Here is a 22,700-nt window from a genome sequence, read left to right on the forward strand (position 1 = left end):
GCCGCTACGGCCATCGCGCCACCGACCAGTCCCGGACGGTCCGGTGGCGTACCCCCGATGCCGGCGCCACCGGCCGGGCCGCGCCGGTGGCTGGGGCTCGGCGTCGGCCGGTTGGTGCTCTGGCAGTGCGCGGTGCTGGTCGTGGTGGCCGTCCGTGGCCCGCACGACGCGATCAGCGGCACGCTCACCGGGTTGGCGGCGGTCGTGGCGCTCGCCGCCGGGGCGCGCTGGCAGGGCCGCTGGCTGCCCGACTGGATGGTCGTGCGCCACCGCTACCGGCGCCGGGCCCGGCGCACGCTGGTGGCGCTGCCCGTCCTGCCGACGCGCACCTACGCGGACCGGGCGGGCAACCGGGTCGGGCTGGCCGGTGACGGCCGTACGTGGAGCGCGCTGCTGCGGGTCGAACCGGACGGTGACCTCGACGACCTGCTGTGCCGGCTGTTGGCCCGCTACGACGATCCCGACCTGCCGCTCGCCGGTGCGCAACTGGTCGACTGGACGTCCCCCGGCACCGGCAACGCGGCCCGCTGGATCGCCGTCCGGCTCGACCCCCGGCTGGCCGCCCGCGCGGTACGTGCCCGGGGCGGCGGCCAGCCGGGAGCGGTCCGGGCCGTCGGCACCGCCGCGCTGCGGCTCGTCAACGAACTGCGCGCCGCCGGACATCAGGTCACCGCGCTCGACGGTGGTCAACTGCGCGACGCGTGGGCCACCGTGCTCGGCGTCGACCCGCGGCGGGCGGACGAGCCGGGCAGCGAGACCTGGCGCTACTGGTCGCTGGGCATGCTGCACCAGGTCTGCTACCGCCCCCGCCGCGCCGTGCGGGACCGGCACGCGGTGCTCCGGCTGCTCCGCCGGCACGCCACCCCACCGGCTCTGGTCAGCGCCGTGTCGGTGCGGTGGGACCGGCAGCGGGGTGGCGGTACCCGCAGCAGCGCGCTGATCCGGGTCGGGGTGCCCGCCGGGCCGGCCCAGGAGGCGGTCGCCGACGCGGTCCGCCAGGCCACCGCCGGGTTCGACGGGACCCTGGTGCCGCTGCACGGCGCGCACGCCGAGGCGGCCCGGGAGACGCTGCCGCTGGCTGGCCTGCGGGTCGGTTAGCGCGCGGGCTCCTAACCGCCCCATGCGCGTACCGCGCCGTAGATGTTGAGCACCGCGGCGGCGACCGGCACCAGGCTGACCAGCGCCAGGAACTCCACCACGTCGAGCAGCCGGCCCCAGTACGGCGACGGCGCGCCGGCCGGCGCGCGGACCGCGTACGTCGCGCAGACCACTCCGGTCACCAGCAGCAGCGCGGCGGCCAGCAGCCGCGTCCCGGGTCCACCGGCCAGGCTCGCCCGGACCGCCAGGCCGAGCACCGACCCGGCACCGGCGAGCAGCAGCGCCGCCCGCTGGCCGAGGCCGACGTAGGCACGGGCGCGCAGCAGCAGCGCGGCGCCAACCAGGCCGGCCAGGGCCCACGCCCAGCGCCCGCCGACCAGCAGCAGCGCTGCGGCACAGCAGGCCACGATGACCGCCAGCCCCCACAGCAGCCCGGTGAGGATCCGCTCCGCCTGCTCCGTGTCGCCGACCACCTCAGGCCCGAGCGTCGGCCGCTCGTCCCGCCGGAACGCCTCCACGTCGGTCGGCACACCGGGCAGCGGCAGCCGGCCGAGCCGCAGTGCGAGCGTCGGCAGCACAGGGCTCGCCATCACCGCCGCGCAGCAGGTCACCGCCGCGATGGCGGCCGGCGGGGCGGTGGTGAGCAGCGCGGCGAGCGCACCCAGGCTGCCGACCGTGGTGGCCATTGCGGCCGCGACGAACCGCTGCTCGGCGACCGCCGCGGCGGCCAGCATCGTGTAGAGGGTGCCCGCCGCACCGGCCAGCGCCAGCCGTCCCGCGGTCAGTCCGGTGGCCAGGTCCAGGCCGCCGGCCGCCGCCGCCCCGGCGATCATCGTGGCCGGCACGCCGGCGGCGGCCACCGCCGCGCCGAGGCCCCGGTCGCCGAACGCCCGCGACAACGCCCCGCCGGCGATCAGCACCGCCAGGGCCAGGACGCCGGCGAGCATAGCGACGGTCGGCGCGGCCAGCCCGCTCCAGCCGACCGCGACCGCGACCGCGGTGAACGCCAACGCGGCGACCGCCCCGCCGACCTTCCGGGAGATCGCGGCCCGCCACACGCCGGGCCGGTCCGCCGCGGCGCTGGCGATGGCGTCCACCACGTCGTCGAAGAGCATCGGGGTAGCCCGCCGGTCGACGGTACCCAGGTAGAGCACTTCGCCGTCGCGCACCCCGGCGCCGGTGACGGTGACCGAGCCGTCGAGCGGTGAACCGCCGAGGCGGCGCAGTTCCCAGCCGGCCCCGCCGGCCCGGTCGGCCTCGGTGGCCAGCAGCCGGACCAGTTGTGGGAGCAGTTCCGCCACCGTGCTCTGCGCCGGTAGCGACACGTCGAGTCGGGCGTGTGGTGCCACCACGGTGACCCGTCGGGGCGCGACCACGGTGGTCACTGCTGGGCCTCGTCGAGCAGCGGGGCGTACCGCGCCGCGGTGGCCGCCGCGAGCTTGGCGAGGCCGTCGTTCACCGCCTCGAGGACGAGTTGGCCGAGGGTGTGGGCGTCGTAGCGGCGGAGCACCTGCGGGTCGATGGTCACGTCAGTGAACCGGCCGTCGCCCTTGAGTTTCACCGTGACGTCGCCGTTGCCGGCGTATCCGGTCAGCTCCATGGTCGCCACCGAGCGCTGAATGTCCTCGATCCGTTGCTGCTGCTCACGGACCTGGGCGAGCAGATCCTCGATCGCCGGTTCCATGTACCGTTTCCTTCCCGTTGCGCCGGCGCCCGCCGGGCGCCGCGACGTCCACATTGGTACTACGGCCGCCGACCCTGCACGTCGTACTGGATCGACTCGCGGGTTTGGGTGGCGAGGTTCCCGAGATACGTGTATTGCGCCGCCGTAGTGTAGGCGGCCACGTAGTCGGCGCGGCCCGGGTCGGTGCGGGCCCACCGCACGGCCTCCTCGGCGGCGGCGCCGTCGACCGACCCGACCGGTACGGCCGGCGCCGATCCCCCGCCGCGCAGCTCGAAGTTGGCGAGGTCGGCGGCGGCCGTGTAGACGGTCCCGTTGCCGGTGAACTGTGGATGGTGGAACACGTCGGTGGGCAGGCTCTGCGGATGCACCGGGACGGGCGCCTGCATGGCGCCGGTGATGACGTTGGCCGCCTGACCGACGGCGAAACCGGCGAACGAGCCGACCTCCGGCAGCTTGCCGACACCGAAGCCGACCACGTCCTTGACGGCGTTGGCGATCGCCACCTGCCGGGCGTAGGCCTCCTGGGCGGTCCGGGTGGCCTGCTCGGCGTCCTGCACGTTGGCGTACCAGATCGCGTTGGCGGCCGCGGCGTTGGTCAGACCGTCGACGTTGCCGGCGTACCGGCCGGCCTGCTCCATCGGGATCGTGCCCGCGTCGGCCTGCCGCAGCACGTAGTCCTGGTACAGGTCGGCGGCCGCGTTGATCTCGTTGCGGCCGTCCTGGGTGACCTGGGCGAGCATCAGCATGTGCCGGGCGTCGGTGCTGCCCAGCCGGTGCGCGGCCGGGTTGGTGTCCAGCCCGTCGAGCGGCTGGGCGTACAGGTCCATGTTCGGCACGGTGGCCCGGGCGATCGCCTCGGCGAAGTGCGGGTTCTCCCGCATCGCGGCCAGGGCCTGCGGGTACGACGCCGAGTCGGTGATCGTCTGGGTGAGGTTGACGTACGCACCGCGGGCCAGATCGTGCTCGGCGGGATCGGCGGTCCCAGCTCCGATCCAGTCGATGACCCGGCCCGCGGTACGGCCGTCGTCAGCCCACGCGAAGCCGGCCAGCCGACGCAAGGTCGCGGGGTCGCTGGCCAGCGCCGCATCGGCGACGTGGTTGCGGGTGGACACGTCGAGCATCGGGGTCAACGTCGCATCCACCCGCTGCTTGTCCCAGAGCACCGCGTCGTTGGTCGACACGTAGTACCCGGGCTGGCTGGGGTTGTGCCGGGAGAGGTCGTCGAGGCGCTGGGTGACGTCGGCGATCTCGCCGACCCGGCGGGTCACCGCGGCGGAGTAGTCGGCCCCGCCGACGAGATCCCGGTCGGCCGCGCCGGTCAACTGGGAGAGGGCCTCCCACTGGGCGTAGCGGGGCACGTCGAGCCGGGTGGTGTAGACCGTCTCGCCAATCACCCCGGTCAGCGGCGGCCGGCCCGGCGTGGCCGGCACCTCGTGGCTGAAGCCGAACGAGTCGACCCCGATGTTGGTCTCGGTGGTCGCCGGATCGTGCACGAGGTCGCGGACCGCGGCGGGCAGGTCGGCCGGATCCTGCGAGAGCAGCAGGATGCCGTTGCCGACGGTCCGCAGCATCGCCTGCCGGTCGGCGGCGGCAAAGCCCGGGTCGACCTCGCCGAGCAGGCCGAACAGGCTGGTCTGGTAGCGGTGTTCGGTGGCGTTGAGGTAGCCGGGCAGCTCGAACACCCGGTCGCCGAGCGCGCCGTAGAACGCGGTGAGGAAGGCCTTGTCCGCGGCGGACGGTGGCCGGCCGGCCCGGAGCCGGTCGGTGACCGTACCCAGTTGCGCCATGGCCTGCCGGAACCGCGCCGGCGACGCCGCTCCGGCGAGCGCGGCCCGCACCGCCTCCCCCGCGGTACGCCCGTCGGCGCCGGCCGCGGCGGTCTGCTCGGCGGTAGCCGGGCCGTCCACCCCGCCGAGTTCGGCGGTGGCCTGCGCCAGCACCACACCGAGCGTGTCCTGGATCCCGCGCATCGCGGTCACCGCCTGCTCGCCGAGGCCGCTGGCCCGGTTGAGCAGGGCGGGGATCTGGCTGATCGGCACCGCCCGGGCGGTGGCGATCAGGATCTGGGCGTCGGCCCGGAACCGGGCGATGACCGCGTCGCCGCCGCTCGCCGCCGCCTCAAGTCCGCCGGCGGCACGTTCCAGCGCGGCGGCGTGCCGGCGCAGCCGGGCCTCGGCGCCGTCCAGGCCGGTGGCGACCCGGCAGGTGGCGGAGCCGAACGCGTCGTACGCGGGGCCGCACCAGTGCGCCGCGAGCCCGGCCCGGCGCCGCAGCAGGTCGCCGGAGGTGCCGGCCGCCTGGTCGGCGATCCCGAGATACGTCTGCGCCGCGGCCCGCAGGCCCGCCGGGTCGCCGGTCATCCGCCGGCGGTACTCGGCCAGCACGGTGGCGTAGCGGTCGAGCAGCCAGGACAGTACGCCGGACAGGTCCAGGGTGGTCCGGGCCAGGGCGGGAAGCGCGCCGATCATCTCAGTTCACCTTGACCGAGCCGTCGGCGCCGACGCTGACGTCGGCGTCGACGGTCTGCCCGCCGGAGCTGGCGGTGACCTCGACGTCGAACGCTCGTCCGGTGTCCACCGGCACCTCGACGGTCACCTTCAGGTCGCCCTTGCTGGCCGTGATGGTCACGTCGTGGTCGCCGCCGGACTCGACCGGTGCGGGCAGCGGGTGCGCGTCACCCGGCGTGGTCGGGGCCGGCAGGGTGTGCACCGGGCCGTCGGGCGTGACGGTCACCGGCGCCGAGCCGGAGGCGGACTGCCCGGGCTGCACCGCGACCCACTGGTCGGCGCCGAGCGCCGGGGGTACGTAGCTGGTCATCGACCCGCCGCCCGGATAGCCCGTACCGGTGAACGACGGCATGCCGCCGGTGCCGTAACCGCCGCCCAGGGCCGCCTGCCCCACCGCGGTGGCGACCCCGGACATCACCGGCGGCGCGACCACCGGGTTGTCCGCGAACCCGGGCCGGACGGTCGGGGTGGTCGACGAGCCAGCGTCGTTGTTCGTCGAGAACAGCGCCTCGACCTGGCCGACGATGGTGGCCAGACCGGTCAGGATCTGGCCGAGGTTGGTCACCCCGATGGCGGTGAGGATGCCACCGATGCCGGTGAGGAACGCCTTGAGGATCCCGGTGGTGCTGACCGCCAGCGCCCGCCCGGCCGCCCGGGTGTACGGGTTGGACATCAGCGCGGCGACCGTCGGGTTGACCGCGCTGACCACGGCCCGGTAGCCCGCCTGGGCGGTGGCCAGCTGCGCGGCGGCCCCCTCCAGCTCGCGGATGCCGGCGTACACGGTCTCGATGATCTGCTGGAAGCTGGCGAAGGACTGGGTCAGCTTCTGCGCCACCGATTCGCTCGCCGATCCGGCGGACCACACCTCGCGGAGCTGCTCGCGGGCCCGTTCGAGGTCGGCGAGGAGGGTGACCAGGCGGGCCACCCGCACGGTCAGCGCCGCGGCGTGGGCGACGATCGCCGCCGGGTCACCGCCCACGATGGAGGGCAGTGCGACGGTGCTGGGTCCGCGGCCGCCGGCGGCGGCGTCCATCGCGCCCGAGTTGGGGATGTCAAACACGGCGCACCTCTCTCAGCCTCAGGTGGTCGGGTCTCGGCCGCAGGTCGTCGGGGGTCACCACAGCGGGGTCGCGTCCGTCAGCGGCCGGTAGACCCGGACGCGGCCGAACGCCGCCGCCGAGCCGACCGCGCCGTGGTTGTAGAGCTGGCCGTTCGCCCCGGCGACACCGATCACCGGGCCGGCGTCGGCGGCGAACGGCTGCACGACCACCACGTCACCGGGGTGCACCAGGCCGGAGACGTCCCGTCCGCTGCCGGAGTAGACCGCGAGCAGGCCGACCCGTTCCTGGTTGGCGGGGCTGCTGTCGAGCCAGTCGGCGAAGTCCCGGGCGTCGCGGAAGGTCACGTCGGTCAGGGGCTGGACGGAGAGCTCGCCGAGCCGCGCCCGGCTCAGGTAGTCCAGCACGTTGCCGACGGACCCGGGTTCACCTGCCGCGCCGGCGCTGTCGTTGATCGCGTAACCGGCCAGTGCGGCGCTGGGTGCCGGGCCGGTGGACTCCCCGGCGCCGTTCAGGCCGCCACCCAGTGCGGCGGCGACGGCCTGGTCCGCGGCGTCGTAGTCGTTGGCGCTGCGGTGGACCAGGTCGTTGGTCTCCTGCAGCAGCTGCAGCAGCGTGCGCATGGTGCCGACGAGCTGCCCCTGCATCGCGATGTTCGCCGAAGCGACCGGCGAGCCGAGCTTCGCGAACGAGGTCGGCGCCAGCGTCAGCCGCTCCAGCTCCATCACCGTGCTGTACACCTGGAGCAGAATGCCGACGACGTTCCCGACCACTCCGCGTACGGCGTCCGGCCGCACGTTGTACGAAGAGCCTGTCATCATCGATCGCACCTTCCCGCCGGATCGAGCGGCCCGGACACGCGGGGCCGGACGGCTCACGGCGACCGCACGGTTCCGAAATGGACGCGGGTCATCGTAGGTTGATGCCGGCCGCCGCTTGAACGGCAAAACTACCCACGACCTGGTCCGTCAAAGTGACCATCGAGCACCGCTCCATCGAGCCGAGGAGGCGTTCCCGGAATGTCCGTCGACACCTTCCGTCGCCGGGCCACGCTGCCCGAACCGCCCCGGGGCGAGATCATGTTGCAGGCCCCGCCCGCCCTCCCCCGTGGCTCCGGGCAGGGCGGCCTGCAGCTGATGTTCATGCTGCCGATGATGCTCGGCATGGGCGCCATGTCGTTCGTCTACATCGGCCGTTCCGGTGGGGCGATGACCTGGGTCTTCGGCGCGCTCTACCTCAGCGCCATGGTCGGCATGCTGGTGATGAGCCTGTCCCGGGGCGGCGCGTCGAAGAAGGCGCAGATCAACGACGAGCGGCGCGACTACCTGCGCTACCTCGGCGGCCTTCGCGGGCAGGTCCGCGAGGTGGCGGTCCGGCAGCGGGAGGCGGCCCTGGCGGCGCTGCCCGACCCGGCCGACCTGTGGTCGTTCGCCGGCACCGACCGGCTCTGGGAACGCGGCCGCACGGACCCGGACTTCGCTCGGGTCCGGGTCGGCACCGGGCCGCAGCGGCTGGCCACGGCGCTGCGGGCGCCGCAGACCGCACCGCTGGAGGATCTCGACCCGGTCTCGTCCACCTCACTGCGGCACTTCATCCGCACATACGCGACGGTGGAGGGACTGCCGGTCGCGGTGTCGCTGCGCTCGTTCCGACGGGTCACCCTGGCCGGTGACCGCCCCGAGGTCCTGGACCTCGCCCGGGCCCTGCTGGCCCACCTGGTCACCTTCCACTCCCCGGACAATCTGCGCGTCGCCGCCTGCCTCGCACCCGACCGGCACGACGGCTGGGACTGGCTGAAGTGGCTGCCCCACGCGGTGCACCCGGGCCGGGCCGACGCCAGCGGGCCGACCCGGCTGGTCGCGCCCACCCTCACCGACCTGGCCGCGCTGCTCGCGGACGACCCGGCCGCGCCGGCGGCCCGGGGGCCGTTCAAGCCCGGGGCCCGGCCCGAGGCGCCGCACCTGCTCATCCTGCTCGACGGGGCCGGCACCCTGCCCGACGCGGGCCTGGACCCACCCGACGGCCTGTCCGGCACCACCATCCTGGAGATCGGCGGCGGCGCCGGTGCAAGTGCCGGCACCCTCGACCTGGTGATCGCCGACGGGCACCTCGGCATGCGCACCCCGGACGGGCTTGCGCTGGTCGGCGTACCGGACCGGCTCGGCGTGGCCGGTGCCGAGGTGGTCGCCCGGCAGCTCACCGCGCTGCACACCGGCACGCCGGTGGCCAGCGAGCAGCCGCTGGCGGGCACGTTCGGCCTGGCCGACCTGCTCGGCATCGGGGACCCCCGCCGGCTGGACCCGGCGGTCACCTGGCAGCCCCGGTCGGCCCGGGACCGGCTGCGCATCCCGATCGGGGTGGACACCGACGGACGCCCCGTCGACCTGGACCTCAAGGAGTCCGCGGAGGGCGGGATGGGGCCGCACGGGCTGGTCATCGGTGCCACCGGCTCCGGCAAGAGCGAGCTGCTGCGGACCCTGGTCACCGGGCTCGCCGCCACGCACTCCTCGGAGACGCTGAACCTCGCGCTGATCGACTTCAAGGGTGGCGCCACCTTCGCGGGCATGACCGACCTGCCCCACACCTGCGCGGTCATCACCAACCTCGCGGCCGACCTGACCCTGGTCGACCGGATGGCCGACGCGCTGCGCGGCGAGCTGGTGCGCCGGCAGGAGCTGCTGCGCGCCGCCGGCAACCACGCCTCGGTACGCGACTACGAGCGGGCCCGCGCCGGCGGTGCCCAGCTGCAACCGATGCCCTCGCTGCTGGTGATCATCGACGAGTTCAGCGAGCTGCTGTCGAGCCGACCCGACTTCATCGACCTGTTCGTGATGATCGGCCGGCTCGGGCGCAGCCTCGGCGTGCACCTGATGCTCGCCTCGCAGCGGCTGGAGGAGGGACGGCTGCGCGGCCTGGACAGCCACCTCAGCTACCGGATCGGGCTGCGCACCTTCTCCGCCGCGGAGAGCCGGGCGGTGCTCGGGGTGTCCGACGCGTACGAGCTGCCGTCCGTACCCGGCTCGGCGTACCTGCGGCTGGACACCAGCACGTTGCAACGCTTCAAGGCCGCGTACGTCTCCGGGGAGCTGCCGCCCGAGCAGCCGGCCGCCGCGGTCGAGGAGGTGCCGTACGGGCGGCGGATCCTGCCGTTCGGGCTCGCCCCGCTGGCGCCGGCCGACCCGGTGACCACCCCGGCACCGGCGAGCGGTCCCGGCGTTCACCAGTCCGGCGGCGAGACGGTGCTGAGCGCGATGGTCGGCCGGCTGCTCGGCCGCGGGCCGGCCGCACACCAGATCTGGCTTCCCCCGCTGGCCGACCCGCCCACCCTCGACCAGCTGCTGCCGCCCCTGGACATCGACCCGGAGCGCGGCCTGTGCCCGGTCGGCTGGGCCGGCAACGGGCAGCTCACCGTGCCGCTGGGCATCGTGGACAAGCCCTTCGAGCAGCGCCGGGACCTGCTGTGGGCGCAACTGTCCGGGGCCGCCGGGCACGCGCTGGTGCTCGGCGCTCCGCAGAGCGGCAAGAGCACCCTGCTGCGTACCCTCGTGACCGCGCTGGCCCTCACCCACACCCCGGCCGAGGTGCAGTTCTTCCTGCTCGACCTCGGCGGCGGTCTGGCCACGCTGTCCGGCCTGCCGCACGTCAGCGGCTACGCCAACCGGATGGACGCCGAACGGGTCCGCCGGATGATCGCCGAGTTGACCGGCCTGCTGGCCGAGCGGGAGCAGTCGTTCGCCGCGCACGGCATCGACTCGGTCGCGGACTTCCGTCGGCGGCCCCCGCCCAGCCCGGACGGGCGGGCGTTCGGCGACGTGTTCCTGGTCGTCGACGGTTGGCTGACCCTGCGCCAGGAGTTCGAGCCGCTGGATGAGGCGGTCACCACGCTGGCCGCCCGGGGTCTCGGCTTCGGCGTGCACGTCGTGCTGTCCGCCAACCGGTCGATGGAGATCCGGCCGGCGCTGCGCGACCTGATCGGCACCCACGTCGAGCTTCGGCTCGGCGACCCCGCCGACTCGGCGTACGACCGGCGGGCCGCGGCCGGCGTGCCGAAGGACGCACCGGGCCGCGGCCTCACCGCCGACAAGCTGCACTTCCTCGGCGGACTGCCGCGGATCGACGGCCGCACCTCGGTCGCCGATCTGCCGGACGGCGCGGCCGACCTGGTCCGGCAGGTGGCCGCGAGCTGGCGCGGCCCGCGAGCCCCCCAGGTGCGGCTGCTGCCCCGGTTGGTTCCGGCCACCGACCTGCCCGGTCCGACCGGCGACGACCGGCGGATCCCGATCGGGCTGGCGGAGGCGGACCTGGGACCGGCCTGTCTGGACTTCGACGCCGACCCGCACTTCATCGCCTTCGGCGACGTGGAGTCCGGCAAGACGGGGCTGCTGCGGGTGATCGCCGAGCAGATCGTGGCCCGCTATCCGGTCGCCGACGCCGCCGTCGTCGTCGCCGACTACCGGCGCGGGCTGCTCGACGCGGTCACCGGGCCCCACCTGCTCGGCTACGCCGGGAGCGAGCCGGTGCTCACCCAGCTCGTCGCCGAGGTGGCGGAGGGACTGCGGCGGCGGCTGCCCGGCCCGGACCTGACCACCGCGCAGCTGCGGGACCGCAGCTGGTGGACCGGCCCCGAGTTGTTCGTCCTCGTCGACGACTACGACCTGGTGGTCTCGCCGAGCCACAACCCCCTCGCGCCGCTGCTGGAATTCCTGCCCCAGGCCAGGGAGGTTGGCCTGCACCTGGTGCTCACCCGCCGCTCCGGCGGCGCCAGCCGCAGCCTGTTCGAACCGGTCGTGCAGCGGCTGCGTGACCTGGGCACGCCCGGCCTGCTGCTGTCCGGCTCCCGCGACGAGGGCGCGCTGCTGGGCGACGTCAAGCCGAGCAAGCAGCCACCCGGACGCGGGCAGCTGGTGGACCGGCGGACCGGGGTGTCGCTGGTACAGGTCGCCTGGGTCGGCGCCGACCCGGGCTGACCGCCGGCCACCGGGCTGCCGGCGCCGGTGCCGGTGCCGGTGCCGGTGCCGTGTGGGTAATAGTGCCGATACGTGCCGGGTAGTTGTGCCGTACTGACACCGGGTCACGGCTGCATAGCATCCCCACCGTGTAGGGCGCCGCGAGTCGGCGCGCAACTCCGCCAAGAGGAGGTGACCCGACGTGGCCAGTCCCGGATACCAGAGTGATGCCGCCGCGATGACGCGAGCGGTCCGTGGGTTCGACGAAGCCGCGACCAACACGGCCCGGACCATGTCCGAGCTGGAGAGCGAACTCGTATCGGTGCTGAGCCGGTACGCCGGCAACCAGGCCACCGCGTTCTGGCAGCTGCAGAACCGGCTGCAGGAGAGCATGAAGGCCGCGTCGCGGGAGCTGCAGACCATGTCCGGCCTGGTCAACGAAAGCTTCCGCAACTACGACAGCGGTGACGCGGCCGCCGCCGATTCGCTGCGGGGCCTCACCGGCGCTGTCAGCGAGGGCAGCGGTGTCCTGCGCCGGATGGCCGGCGCCTAACCAGCCCAGAAAGGGGTGATGTGAGATGACCGCCGACGTGATCAACGTCGAGTTCGCCGCGCTGCGGGCCGCCGCCGACTCGCTGCAGGTCAAGGCGCAGGCGCTGAACAGCCACATGGACCAGTTGCACAGCAGCCTGGCCCCGATCAAGGAGACCTGGTACGCCTCCGGCAGCACCGCCGGTCAGTCCGCGGAGCAGTCCGAGACGCGGCTGCGGGCGGCGCTGGCCGACATCATCGCGGTGATCGGTCAGTTCTCCGGCAAGGTGCACGAGGCGCACGACACCCAGCTGGCGCTGGAGAACAGGAACACCAGCTTCTTCGCCTGAACCGGGCGGCGACGGCGGCGTGGGGTGGGGCGAGGTCGTCCCACCCCACGCCGCCCCGCTGGTCGGCACGGCTCTCAGCCGAGCTCCGAGACAGGAGAGCGTGACGATGTCCTACGAGGAGTCGTTCCGGGTCCACCTCGAATCGCTGCTGGCGTTCGCCCGCGAGCTGGAGGACCAACTGGAGGCGATGCGCAGACCCACGGACAGCATGGGTCAGTTGCGCATCCGGCCCGTACTGCTCGGCGAGTTCGGTGAGGCGTCCTCGCTGGCTGACCGGCATCGCGCGGCGGCCGAGCAGATGCACGACCTGCTGCACACCGTGCGGGCGGCGATCGCCTTCGCCAACGACGTCACCCGCATGATCGCGGACGGGTACGCCGACTACGACGTCGGCGTCGCCACGTCCTTCCGCGTACACGGAAAGGACTGACACGATGCCGGGTCACGGTCGGGCGCGGACCGACTTCAGCCAGTACAACCACCACCAGTTGGTCCAGATGCTGCACGCCGGCAAGCCGGAGTCGGTGGCCGCGGCAGCGGAGGACTGGGGGGCCGCCGGCACCGCACTGCACGAACGCGCGGGCGACATCGAACGCCAGCTCCGCGAGTTCCAGCAGTGGTGGGACGGCAGCGCGGCCCGGCAGTACCAGACGATGATCAACGACTTGACCTCGGGCATCCGGCGGGTGGCCGACACGGCGTTCGCGGTACGGGACCTGGCCCACTCGTCGGCCGAGGCGCTCACCGCCGCCATGGCGGCGATGCCCGCACCGGTCGACGTACCCGATCTCGCCCCCTCGGTCATCGCCGCCGCCACGACGCCGCTCATCGTGCCGGCGGACACTCCGCCCGCCACGGTCGACGCGCTGCGCCAGCAGCAGGCCGAGGCGGCCGTCGAGGTCCGCGCCCAGCAGCAGGCACAGGCCGCGTCGAACGCGGCGCACCAGCAGGCGGTGCAGGTGATGAACGTCCTCGCCGCCGAATACGTCATCGCCGAGGATTCGATGCCGGCCACCCCGCACGCGGTGTCGCCCCCGGCCGCCGGCACCCCGGTCGAGGAGGTGTCGCCGCCCACGCCGGCCGTGCCGGTTGCGCCGCAGCCTGGCGGCGACCCGTCGGCCCCACCGGCCGCCCCGGCGCCGCTCGCCCCGGGCGGGCAACTCCCGGCAGCCTCGCCTCCGCTGTTCGGCACGATGTTCACCGCCGGGCTGGCCGCGGCGTCCGCCGCGCTCGGCGGCCGATTCGCCACCGTGCCACCCCGGCTCGGCGCCAAGCCGAGGGACGACAACAAGAAGGACGACAAGAAGAAGGACGCCGTCCCGAAGCCGCCGACGACCGAGAATGCGGCCGGCGGCGCCCGGATCCCCACCGGCGGGGGCGGCGGTGTCGGTGGTGTCGGGGGCGGCGGCGCCGACCTCTCGCCGGTGGCGAACCAGACGCTGGCCGGGCACGCCGGCGGGCCTGCGGTGAGCGGCCTCGCCGGAGCGGCGGGAATGGCCGCCGGGGCGGCCGCGGCGAAGGGCATGGCGGGGGGCTTCATGCCGGCCATGCCGTACGCCCCGATGGGCGGCGCCGACGGAGCCGGCGGCCGGCGGATCCCACCCTGGCTGGTCGAGACCGAGGACGTCTGGGGCGAGCGGTCCGTGGTGGCACCGGCCGTGATCGGCGAGGAGCCCGAGCAGCCGGGAACCCCGTCATGGACCTGACCACTGCCGGCTTCCGGGTCGTCCCGACCGCGCTGGACGACGCGGCGGCCGAGTTCACCACCGGCGCCGACCGGTTGACCGCCATCCGCGGCCAACTCTCCGCGCCAGCCGTCGACGGCAACGCGTTCGGGCTCGTGCCGCAGTCCCAACAGCTCATGCACGCACACGGCAGCAGCCTCCAGCTCAGCACCACCGAGTTGGAGGCCGCGGTCGTGAGCACCCGGCGGCTGGCCACCGGGATGACCGCGACGGTGGCCAACTACCGGCAGGGCGACGCCCAGGCGAGCCAGGGATTCCGGCAGCTGCTGGGACTGACCGGCGGCACCGCCCCGGCCGACGCCGGAGCCGGCGCACCGGGCGGCTCGATCCCGTTCACCACCCGGATCACGACCAACCGCGAGGCGGTCGCCACCGAGTTGGCGGTCGAGCGGCAACGCCTCGCCGGCTACCAGGCCCAACTGACCGGCGACCCGGCCACCGACCGCGAGCTGCGCGAGACCATCACCCGCTCACAGGCCCGCATCGACCTGTACGAGAACGTTCTCGCCGAGCACCGCAAGATCCTCTCGTTCGACCCGTCCGGCGACGGCTCGATGGTCGAACTCGTCGGCGACCTCGGCACCGGTACCCGCAACGTCGCCGTGTTCGTGCCGGGCACCTACTCCGAGCTGGCCACGTTCGAGCGGTACCGGGACGCCACGGCCGGTTTCGTCGACGCCGCCCCCCGGCGGGACCTGTCCATGGTCGTCTGGATGGACGGCGACCTGCCGTCCAACCTGTTCCCGCAGGCGCCCTCGGCGAGCTACGCCGACGCGCTCGGGCCCCGGCTCGCCGACTTCTCCCGGGAGCTGCGTGCCGAGATCGCCGGCTCCGCGGCGGCCGGCAACGACGTGCAGGTCACCTTCGCCGGCCACTCCTACGGCGGCGCCGTCGTCGGCACCGCCGAACAGTACGGCCTGGACGCCAACCGGGTGCTTCACATCGAGTCGGCGGGCATGGGTCACGACGTGGACGGCCCGGAGGACCTGCATCCGGCCCGGCCCGACGTGCAGCGCTACTCGATGACCGCGCCGGGCGACCCGATCGCCTGGGTCCGGGACATCAACATCGGCAACTGGGGGCACGGCGCCGACCCGGACGAGTTCCCCGGCGTGGTCCGATTGGAGACCGGCAACTATCCCGACGGACGGCCGTTGCGGGGTGTCGCCGCGCACTCCGACGTGCTGACATACCACAGTGACGCGTGGTGGAACATCTATCAGGTGTTCACGGGTGGCGCGGTGGTGACGGTACCGTCGGCGCCATGACCAGACCGATCGACTTCGAGCCGCTGGCCGCGGTGGCGGGGCCGCTGCGGGACGTGCTGGACGGGATCGCCGCGCGGTTCGGCGCCGACGTCCGGATCAGCCGCGACGAGCAGCTCGACTGCGATCCGTTCCGGCCGGCCGGCGCGCCGAGTGAATCGGTGCGCTGGGAATACAACCTGCGGGTGCCCACACCGCCGGACGCCGCCGGGATCCTGCTCGCCGAGGTGGTGCCGGCGTTGACCGCGGACGGCTGGCGGGCCACCGACCGCAGCAGCATGACCGAGCTGGCGTACCAGTTCCAGCGAGACGGGACGAACCTCGGCGTGCACGTCTCCCGGGACGGCACCGGCGACGTGGTGGTCGGCGGCTCCAGCCGCTGCGTCCCGACCGGCGCTTGACATCCTCCCCTGCCTAATGGCGGGAGATTCCCGCTTCCAGCGCTGGTTGTCTGCGCCGCTGGGCGGGTGGTCGACAGGGCGCCGGTCGACCCCTGTCCCGGGCTGCCCGCCCGGTGAGCTGGGGCGCCGCCTCGGCGGCGTCCCTGACGTTGATCGCCGCGTTCACGTCAGCGTTCGCCTGGTATCCGCAGGACCCGCACCGGAACACCGCTTGGCTTTCGCGATTGTTCCGGTTGGTGTTCCCGCAGCGGCTGCACTGCTGGGAGGTGAACGCGGCTGGCACCTTCACGATTCGCGTGCCGGTGATACGTGCACGGTTGGCCAAGGCCACCTGGAACAGACCCCAGCCCTTGTCGAGGATCGCCCGGTTCAGTCCGGCCTTCTGGCGCACGTTCGTGCCAGGCTCCTCGACGGTACCCTTCGCGGTGGCGGTCATGGCCTTGATGTTGAGGCCTTCGATGCTGATTGCCGCGTGCTGGGCACAGAGCCGGTTCGCCGCCCACATCACGAAGTCGCGACGTCGGTTGCGGGTCTTCGCCTCGGCCCGGGCAATCTCCGCACGAACCTTACGGGCACGGTTCGAGGTCTTCGCGCCGCGCTTGCGACGGGTGGTATCCTGCCGGCCGGCCTTCGACTTGAGTCTGGCCAGGTCGCGTTCCTGACCAGGTGAGGTGAAGGTACGGTTCCACATGCGGCCGTCGGACATCGCCAAGGCGACCTTCACGCCACGGTCGACGCCCACGACGGTGTCGGGCCGGGCGTGCATCTCGGGTGTGGTGACATCAATGTGGACGCCGAATCCGACGTACCAGGCAACGCCGTCGAAGGACACCACCGCGTTGCGGACCGCGCCGCCCAACGGACGAGACCAGCGGAACTTGACCACGCCAACCTTCGGGAGGCTGACGGCACCCCACCGGCGGTTGAGACGCCAGACTTGGATCGCCTGACCCGGGAACGGAACCGACAACCGCGCCGACCTGCGCCTGTGTGTCGGCGCCCCGGCAGGGTGCTGCGGATTCCACCAGTTACGGTACGCCTGATCCAGTTGACGCAACACCTGCTGGCCGGACTGCGCCGGCAGATCCGCCACCCAGTCCAGTTCCTCACGCGCCTCAGTCAGGTAGGCGCACTGGGCGGTGACCCCGAGTGTTGTCTTGCGCTGCCGCCACGCGAACTGGCGCTGCTCCAACGCGGTGTTGTACAGCCAGCGGCACGTGTGCCCCCACGACGTCAGACGCTCAGCCTGCCCCTCGGTAGGGTACAGCCGGTATCGCCGGCCGGCGTGCACTTTCACACCCCTCATCCTACATTCGATTTCATCACCGCTGACCACCCGGTTCGCCCCGGCTGGCACTGCACTTTTCCTGGTTCACGCCGATTTGGTTTTCGCAGCGAAGTATTTGGCTCTTCAACGACGAACACCTGCATCACCTCGAACGTGTGACGCGCCAGGTGTGCGAGCAGTTCGAGTGCGAATTGCTCGAGTTCGACGGCGACGTCAACCACGTCCACCTCCTGGTCGGCTTCCCACCCAATCTGGCACTGTCGAAAGTGGCCAACTCCCTCAAAGGCGTGTCCTCGCGCTATCTACGCCGCAGCTTCCCCGAGATTCGCCGCTACTACTGGCGGGCGCCCGACTGTGGTCCGGACCCTACTTCGCCGGCTCTGTCGGAGGCGCACCATTGACAGCGCCGCGCCAATACAATGAGCAACAGAACCACCCCGACCGGTAAAAACCCTCGCAGCCGTTCGTCGCTCAGAACTGGAAAGCCGCTTCATCACCGCCCTGAGGGCGGCGCACTGCGGCTTGAAGGTGGTAGGCGGCCATCGCCGCACCGGTCGACCGGCCCGGCCGGGAATCCTGGCCCGCCCGCAGACTGGGCGGGCCAGGGTGATCCCGTACGGATCAGGCGTCAGGTATGGAACGGCCCGGTCACGCAGTAGGTGATGCCGCCGGACGAGGAGCCCGTCGTGCCGCGCTGGGACGAGAAGTAGAGCCGGTCACCGGCGGGGGTGAAGGCGGGGCCGGTGATTTCCGACGAGCTCTGTCCAGTGATCCGCAGGAACACCGAAATTCGTGTCGTCCGGGGTGATCATGCAGATCTCCATGTTGCCGCCGTCCTCGGCGACGTAGAGGTCTCCGAACGTCGAGCCCGTGACGTTGTCCACCCCGGTGAGCGGCGCCGGGCCCGGGTTGACCAGGTTGTCGTCGTAGGCCAACTCGTAGGTGTTGTTGGCGAGGTTGACCTGCCAGACCCGGTTGTCGCCCTTGGTGGTGAACCAGACGGTGTCGTTGGCGTAGTGGCAACCTTCCCCGCCGTTGAAAACCTTGGCGCCGGAGACCTGCTTGCGGGTCACCGTGGGCGACCCGTCCGGGTCGGGGACGGTGGCCCAGGTGAACGTACCCGAGGTTGCGGTGCCGGCCACCAGGACCTGCACGGCGCCGGCGGAGAGGTCACCCCAGGTGGTCGGGACGAACCGGTAGAACCGGCCGTCGGTTTCGTCCTCGGTCAGGTAGATGACCTTGCGGACCGGGTCGGCGGCGGCGGCTTCGTGCTTAAACCGGCCCATGGCCGGTCGTGCGACGGCCGTACCGCCCAGGGGGTAGGTCTCCCACACCCGGCCGAGGCTGATCTCCTCGCAGGACAGCCAGGTGTTCCACGGGGTCTTGCCGCCGGCGCAGTTGTTGTTGGTGCCGGACAGGATGCGGGAGGCGCCGGTGATCTGCCCGTTGGAGTTGAACGAGATCATCGATGCGCCACCGCCCGACGTGGCGCTGGTCTCGGCGTTGGACACGTAGATCCAGCCGGTGCCGTTCGGGATCACTGCACCGCCGTCCGGCGCGTTGTGCCAGACGTACGACGTGCCGGGCACCCTCCTCGAATTCGGGTACAGAGAACATAGTGGTGCTTTGCCGTACAGCGGCGAAGCGTGAGGTGAACGGCGCACGGCGACCACTTATCAATCGATAGACAGCGATCTGATAGCCAGCCGGGTCAAACCCGGAGACGTGCAGCCACGCCAATGTCGCCGAAAATTCCCAGCTCACTGCCAGCGAAGGCACCGAATCCAGCAACTACGGCTGGCGTACTACCCGGGGCGCCAGCCGCGGGCGCGGCCCCGACGCGCCACGGCCGTCCCGATCCCGATCAGCAGGGCCGCCGTGAGTCCCCCCAGTGCCAGCGGCGCCACCCGGCGGTCCGCTCCGGTGCCGGTGTCCGGCCGAGCCGCGGCGACCGGCTGCACGCTCGGTTGCCCGGCGCCCGGTGTGGTCTCGACGCCCTCGGCGGTCACCGCCCGGTACGGGTCGACCATCCCCCAGCCGAGCTGCGGGTGATGCCCCTCGACCGCGGTCCGGTTGGCGGTCGACTCGACGCGCCGCACCACCTCGGCGGCGCTGAGCCCCGGCCGGTACGACCGCACCAGCGCCACCGTGCCGGCCACGAACGCCGCCGCGTAGATCGGGTCGTCGACCACCGGGGTGTGCCCCAGTCGACCGCCCGCTCCGGCGGAGACGCTCAGCAGACCCTTTCCTGGTGCGGCCACCCCCAGGTAGGCCCCGGACTCGGTCGACGCGACCGCCCCGTCGGGCCCGAACGCGCCGACCGCCAGCACGCCCGGCAGCGCGGTCGGGTAGCTGGTCGCGCCGCGGGCCTGCGTACCGGGCGCGGCCGGCGACACCACCACGATGTCGGCGGCGACCGCCCGCGCGGTGGCGGCCCGCAGTGCGGCGGTGTTCGTGGTCACCGGTACCGCCACGAGAATCACCTGGGCGCGGGCGGCGACCGCCACGTCGATGGCGTCGGCGAGCCGGCGCGGGTCGGCGACGTCGCCCTGCCGGGTGCTCTGGGTGTAGCGCACCGGGAACACGGACACGCCGGGAGCCAGACCGGCGAAGGTCGTCCGCTCGTCGGGCTGGGCGGCGATCAACCCGGCGGCGAACGTACCCCGGCCGTCGCAGTCGTCGATGGCCCCGCCCCGGTTGGCCAGCACATCCCGGCCAGCCTCGACCTGGCCCCGGCGGAACTGTGCGTTGCGGCGGTCGACACCGGTGCCGAGCACGGCGACCCGTACCTCGGTGCCGGTGGTCAGTGGCCAGACCCGGCCCGGGTCGAGCAGTTCCGTCGCCCACGGGGTGCCGGCGGTGTGCACGCCTGCCGGTCTGGCACACCCGATCGGCGCCGCGAGGCCCGGGACCGCGAGGCGTGCCGGCGCCGGATGCCCCACGGCCGGGGCGGCACCGGCCGGCGGCGCACAGAGCAGCACGCCGGCGAGGCCAGCCAGGATGCCGAGGCCGGGCCGGACGCCGACCCGATCCGACCGGGTCGGGCCGAACGCACGCGGAAGCCGGGCCGGTCGGTTCATGCCGGCATCCGCAGGGTCACCCGGGTGCCCCGGCCCGGCCAGGATTCGACGCTCACGGTCCCGCCGACCTCGCGCGTCCGCGCCACGATCGACTCCCGGATGCCGAAGCCGGGCCGGCCCGCCAGATCGAAGCCGCAGCCGTGGTCGCGGACCACCACGACCAGGGTGTCGCCCGCCTCGTCGACGCGGACCACCGCGTCACCGACCCCCGCGTGCTTGGCCACGTTGCTCAACGCCTCCCGGACCACGCCGAGCAGCGCGTCCCGCCACCGCCCAGGCAACTGGCTGCCGGCACCGGCGGCCACCGCCAACTCCACCCGCAGCCCGCGGACCGCGAGCTCCCCGACCAGCTCGGCCAGCGCACCGGCGAGCGGGGTGTCCGGCGCGCCGCCGAACTCGTCGAGGACCCGGCGTAGTCGACCAGCCTGAGCCCGGGCGACACCCCGCAACTCGGCGAGCTTGGCCGCCGGCGACGTCTCGTCGGCCGCGCTGTGCAGCGCGATGGCCTCCAGGGTCTGCAGCACCGTGTCATGCATCGACCGCAGCGACCGGGCCCGCTCGGCCTCCCGGCCGGCCCGGATCCCGTACAGCATCGCCATGTGGACGCTCAACCCGCAGATCACCAGCGCCACCATCGTGACGGCCACGGCCGATCCGAGCCAGCCAAAACGGCCGGCCACCACCCCGGCGTCCGCGGCCGCCCCGAAGGCGGCCATCGACACCTGCACCGGCACCGACAACAGCACCGCCACCACACCGCCGAGCAGGCCGTACGCCCCGGTGGTCAGGACCACCGCCCCGGCCAGGTAGGACCAGAAGACCTCGACGTCCGGTGCCGCCGCACTGGCCACCACGTTCACGCCGTACGCCACAGCCAGGTCGACCAGCGCCGCTCCGCGCAGCCGCGCGAGGTCCGCCGTGGGCCGGCGCCAGGACGCGACGAACGCGACGACGTTGCCGGCCAGCAGCAGCATCCCGACCGGCAGCAGCGAGGCCAGCGCCACCGTCCCACCGCGTACCGCGAGCAGGGTTAGGGCGACGGGCAGGACGAACACCCGGTACGCCAGGGCACCGAGTAACACGCAACGGGAGGCCTGGCGGTGCAGAGCGGCGCACGCGGCGGCTCCGGCCGGGCCACGGGCGTGCGAGCACAGCCGTGCCGTCCACACCGGTTGATGGGGAGACGGCGCGAATCCCGCCAACGCGCCCCGGGTCAGCAGCATGAGCATCGGGCCCGTCGCACCGGCACTATCGGCTGTCACGGATCCCACCGCGCCGCGCCGAGCCAGTGCCCACGGTCAATCCCTTCATTCACATCGCGAACCGCTCGTCACGGTCGGTCGAAGGATGGATCGCGGTCAGTTTTCCCGACGGATGACCTTCAAAGCAAGGCCCACGGCTGTCCTCATTCGACGATTTTCATCGCATCGACGGTTGCCGTAACTTTGCAGGTGGGTTCGGCAAGTGGGCGGCAGCTATTTTCTCGCGGGTCCTGCTGTGCGTCGGCTTGCGAGGTGGGCTTTGAACTGCGGCGATGCGGAACAGGATCGGTGGGCTGAGGCAACCACTGGTCTGCTGAACGCTGCTGCGGCTCCTACCACCGCTCCACGAGATGTTCTCGTCCCGAAGGCGGGTCGTATGGCTCGGGCCAGTAGTCGGTGATCCGGTTTATGAGGCCCTGCTCGCTCACCTCGACCCAGACGCACGCATCCTGCACCTCTGTGCCTACCCGAACGTCAAGCCACAACGCGGCGAGGCGGCCATCGGCGACGACGCGGCGCACGCGCAGATGCCAGTCCCCCGGGTACTCGATGTTGAACTGGAGGAACGCGGACCTGCCACGGATCCTCTCGCAGGTCTGCGGCATCTCATAGACCACGTCGTCGGCCAGCAAAGTGGTGAATCGGGGCCAGTCGCGTTGTTCGAGGCTCTCGACGTACGCGATCGCGATCTGCCGGGTCCCGGCTGTGTCATCCACGCAGCGGACGCTACCTCCGGGCACCGACAACAAATGGATCGCTGGGATTCCGCCGGACTGGTGCTGCCGCGGCCCCTGCCGACCTGTCGAGATCCTGGCGGCACGGCTGCGTGGCACCGAGTCCCTCGGTGTGGTCGGCACCCGCGCAGGTCCAGTCCGCAGTACCGTCTCGCCCATGGTCGATATCGGGCCCCAGCGGTGTCTGCCGACAGCGGCGCAGGCGCCGCAGGAACCGCGCCCGAGGCTGGTTGTCGTAGCGCTGGCGCTGGTCTGGAACGGCGTCGCGGTTGGCGCGCTCGACCTGGTGGCCAACACCGTGGGCCTGTTCACCGTGACCTGGGTGTGGCGCGATCACGTCGACGACTACCAGCTGGTGCTGCTCGTGGTCGCGGCACCGGCCGTCGTTGGCATCGCCGCGCTTGCCGGCACCCTCCGGCTGCTCCGGCGTACCCGGGCGCGGAGCAGGCGTGGGCGGGTCGGGCTGGCGGCCCTGATGTTCTGCTTCGTGCCGGGCGCGGCGGCGAACTACGGCCTCACCGAGCTCTTCTTCCTCTTCTGGGCGGTCAGTAGCTGGGCCACCGGAGGCAACAGCCAGGTGCCGGACTGGGCGGCCGCACTGCTGGCCGGGTCGATGATCGCGGACGGCGTGTTGCTGCTGCTCGCGCTGGCGGCCGGGATCCTCCTGGTGTTGCCCGCCTTTGCCCGGCACACCAACCTGCCATGACGCGGCACCCGCGTGTGCTTGTGGGTTTTTCATCCACTCGTCAAA

Annotated in this window: 20 protein-coding genes and 1 pseudogene; 10 read left to right on the forward strand and 11 right to left on the reverse strand. The window is 72.8% G+C overall.

Translation table 11 applies throughout. The features are described from left to right. The first annotated feature begins 57 nt into the window (after positions 1 to 57). Entirely contained in the window at positions 58 to 1,098 is a 1,041-nt protein-coding gene (locus ACY34I_RS26600; protein WP_462757743.1) for a type VII secretion protein EccE, read from the forward strand. 11 nt (positions 1,099 to 1,109) lie between these two features. Here ACY34I_RS26600 and eccD read toward each other — a convergent pair whose 3' ends face one another. The 5 genes from eccD to ACY34I_RS26625 are packed head-to-tail and all read right to left on the reverse strand — an operon-like array spanning position 1,110 to position 7,168. Continuing rightward, the gene (gene eccD, locus ACY34I_RS26605) at positions 1,110 to 2,483 is read right to left on the reverse strand and encodes a type VII secretion integral membrane protein EccD (protein ID WP_462757744.1); all 1,374 of its coding nucleotides are present in this window, start codon (positions 2,481 to 2,483) and stop codon (positions 1,110 to 1,112) included. Then, the gene (locus ACY34I_RS26610) at positions 2,480 to 2,782 is read right to left on the reverse strand and encodes a YbaB/EbfC family nucleoid-associated protein (protein WP_148795910.1); all 303 of its coding nucleotides are present in this window, start codon (positions 2,780 to 2,782) and stop codon (positions 2,480 to 2,482) included. Before ACY34I_RS26610 ends, eccD begins: the two co-directional genes overlap by 4 nt. Positions 2,783 to 2,841: 59 nt before the next feature. Next, on the reverse strand, positions 2,842 to 5,250 hold the full coding sequence (locus ACY34I_RS26615) for a TPR repeat domain-containing protein (protein ID WP_462757745.1): 2,409 nt from the start codon (positions 5,248 to 5,250) through the stop codon (positions 2,842 to 2,844). A 1-nt stretch (position 5,251) separates the two neighbouring features. After that, complete coding sequence (locus ACY34I_RS26620; RefSeq protein WP_462757746.1) at positions 5,252 to 6,349, reverse strand: hypothetical protein; 1,098 nt, start codon at positions 6,347 to 6,349, stop codon at positions 5,252 to 5,254. Between the two features lie 54 nt (positions 6,350 to 6,403). After that, entirely contained in the window at positions 6,404 to 7,168 is a 765-nt protein-coding gene (locus ACY34I_RS26625; protein ID WP_462757747.1) for a hypothetical protein, read from the reverse strand. A 198-nt stretch (positions 7,169 to 7,366) separates the two neighbouring features. On the opposite strand from ACY34I_RS26625, the gene eccCa reads away from it, so the two are divergent. From eccCa to ACY34I_RS26660, 7 genes are all read left to right on the forward strand, one after another. Next, complete coding sequence (gene eccCa, locus ACY34I_RS26630; protein ID WP_462757748.1) at positions 7,367 to 11,314, forward strand: type VII secretion protein EccCa; 3,948 nt, start codon at positions 7,367 to 7,369, stop codon at positions 11,312 to 11,314. A gap of 181 nt (positions 11,315 to 11,495) precedes the next feature. After that, positions 11,496 to 11,846 (forward strand): WXG100 family type VII secretion target, encoded by a 351-nt coding sequence (locus tag ACY34I_RS26635; protein WP_222870482.1) that lies wholly within the window; start codon positions 11,496 to 11,498, stop codon positions 11,844 to 11,846. A 25-nt stretch (positions 11,847 to 11,871) separates the two neighbouring features. After that, positions 11,872 to 12,174 (forward strand): WXG100 family type VII secretion target, encoded by a 303-nt coding sequence (locus ACY34I_RS26640; protein ID WP_148795904.1) that lies wholly within the window; start codon positions 11,872 to 11,874, stop codon positions 12,172 to 12,174. 100 nt (positions 12,175 to 12,274) lie between these two features. Continuing rightward, positions 12,275 to 12,604 (forward strand): hypothetical protein, encoded by a 330-nt coding sequence (locus ACY34I_RS26645; protein WP_462757749.1) that lies wholly within the window; start codon positions 12,275 to 12,277, stop codon positions 12,602 to 12,604. 4 nt (positions 12,605 to 12,608) lie between these two features. Beyond that, positions 12,609 to 13,880 (forward strand): PPE domain-containing protein, encoded by a 1,272-nt coding sequence (locus ACY34I_RS26650; RefSeq protein ID WP_462757750.1) that lies wholly within the window; start codon positions 12,609 to 12,611, stop codon positions 13,878 to 13,880. After that, entirely contained in the window at positions 13,871 to 15,187 is a 1,317-nt protein-coding gene (locus ACY34I_RS26655; RefSeq protein ID WP_462757751.1) for an alpha/beta hydrolase, read from the forward strand. Before ACY34I_RS26650 ends, ACY34I_RS26655 begins: the two co-directional genes overlap by 10 nt. Continuing rightward, complete coding sequence (locus ACY34I_RS26660; RefSeq protein ID WP_462757752.1) at positions 15,184 to 15,585, forward strand: hypothetical protein; 402 nt, start codon at positions 15,184 to 15,186, stop codon at positions 15,583 to 15,585. The genes ACY34I_RS26655 and ACY34I_RS26660 overlap by 4 nt, the downstream gene beginning before the upstream one ends. A 13-nt stretch (positions 15,586 to 15,598) precedes the next feature. Here ACY34I_RS26660 and ACY34I_RS26665 read toward each other — a convergent pair whose 3' ends face one another. Together ACY34I_RS26665 and ACY34I_RS26670 are read right to left on the reverse strand one after the other, a co-directional pair. Continuing rightward, complete coding sequence (locus ACY34I_RS26665; RefSeq protein WP_187413431.1) at positions 15,599 to 16,882, reverse strand: RNA-guided endonuclease InsQ/TnpB family protein; 1,284 nt, start codon at positions 16,880 to 16,882, stop codon at positions 15,599 to 15,601. A 5-nt stretch (positions 16,883 to 16,887) separates the two neighbouring features. Further along, positions 16,888 to 17,094: a hypothetical protein gene (locus tag ACY34I_RS26670; protein WP_462757753.1), complete on the reverse strand. Its 207-nt coding sequence runs from the start codon at positions 17,092 to 17,094 to the stop codon at positions 16,888 to 16,890. Between ACY34I_RS26670 and tnpA the strand changes: the two genes are divergently transcribed. Further along, positions 17,011 to 17,274, forward strand: coding sequence for an IS200/IS605 family transposase (tnpA, locus tag ACY34I_RS26675; protein ID WP_462757761.1), 264 nt, complete (start codon positions 17,011 to 17,013; stop codon positions 17,272 to 17,274). The genes ACY34I_RS26670 and tnpA overlap by 84 nt on opposite strands. A gap of 227 nt (positions 17,275 to 17,501) precedes the next feature. Here tnpA and ACY34I_RS26680 read toward each other — a convergent pair. The 4 genes and pseudogenes from ACY34I_RS26680 to ACY34I_RS26695 all read right to left on the reverse strand — a co-directional run. Beyond that, a pseudogene (locus ACY34I_RS26680) lies at positions 17,502 to 18,462 on the reverse strand (alkaline phosphatase PhoX); the annotation flags it as partial. A gap of 216 nt (positions 18,463 to 18,678) precedes the next feature. Next, a complete protein-coding gene (locus ACY34I_RS26685) occupies positions 18,679 to 19,953 on the reverse strand; it encodes a S8 family serine peptidase (RefSeq protein WP_462757754.1) in 1,275 nt (424 codons plus the stop codon). Then, complete coding sequence (locus ACY34I_RS26690; RefSeq protein ID WP_462757755.1) at positions 19,950 to 21,035, reverse strand: sensor histidine kinase; 1,086 nt, start codon at positions 21,033 to 21,035, stop codon at positions 19,950 to 19,952. The genes ACY34I_RS26685 and ACY34I_RS26690 overlap by 4 nt, the downstream gene beginning before the upstream one ends. 512 nt (positions 21,036 to 21,547) lie before the next feature. Then, a complete protein-coding gene (locus tag ACY34I_RS26695) occupies positions 21,548 to 21,931 on the reverse strand; it encodes a nuclear transport factor 2 family protein (protein WP_462757756.1) in 384 nt (127 codons plus the stop codon). Between the two features lie 175 nt (positions 21,932 to 22,106). Between ACY34I_RS26695 and ACY34I_RS26700 the strand changes: the two genes are divergently transcribed. Beyond that, positions 22,107 to 22,655 carry a hypothetical protein gene (locus ACY34I_RS26700; protein WP_462757757.1) on the forward strand — a complete coding sequence of 183 codons (549 nt, stop codon included), beginning with the start codon at positions 22,107 to 22,109 and terminating at the stop codon, positions 22,653 to 22,655. Positions 22,656 to 22,700: the final 45 nt, after the last annotated feature.

The organism is Micromonospora sp. RTBAU3-60 (genome assembly GCF_054963695.1).

Coding starts and splice junctions, on each gene's coding strand:
- eccCa (WP_462757748.1), top strand. CDS start 7,367: ATGTCCGTCGACACCTTCCGTCGCCGGGCCACGCTGCCCGAACCGCCC.
- ACY34I_RS26700 (WP_462757757.1), top strand. CDS start 22,107: ATGGTCGATATCGGGCCCCAGCGGTGTCTGCCGACAGCGGCGCAGGCG.
- ACY34I_RS26615 (WP_462757745.1), bottom strand. CDS start 5,250: ATGATCGGCGCGCTTCCCGCCCTGGCCCGGACCACCCTGGACCTGTCC.
- ACY34I_RS26655 (WP_462757751.1), top strand. CDS start 13,871: ATGGACCTGACCACTGCCGGCTTCCGGGTCGTCCCGACCGCGCTGGAC.
- ACY34I_RS26610 (WP_148795910.1), bottom strand. CDS start 2,782: ATGGAACCGGCGATCGAGGATCTGCTCGCCCAGGTCCGTGAGCAGCAG.
- ACY34I_RS26660 (WP_462757752.1), top strand. CDS start 15,184: ATGACCAGACCGATCGACTTCGAGCCGCTGGCCGCGGTGGCGGGGCCG.
- ACY34I_RS26600 (WP_462757743.1), top strand. CDS start 58: ATGCCGGCGCCACCGGCCGGGCCGCGCCGGTGGCTGGGGCTCGGCGTC.
- ACY34I_RS26625 (WP_462757747.1), bottom strand. CDS start 7,168: ATGATGACAGGCTCTTCGTACAACGTGCGGCCGGACGCCGTACGCGGA.
- ACY34I_RS26640 (WP_148795904.1), top strand. CDS start 11,872: ATGACCGCCGACGTGATCAACGTCGAGTTCGCCGCGCTGCGGGCCGCC.
- ACY34I_RS26650 (WP_462757750.1), top strand. CDS start 12,609: ATGCCGGGTCACGGTCGGGCGCGGACCGACTTCAGCCAGTACAACCAC.
- ACY34I_RS26685 (WP_462757754.1), bottom strand. CDS start 19,953: ATGAACCGACCGGCCCGGCTTCCGCGTGCGTTCGGCCCGACCCGGTCG.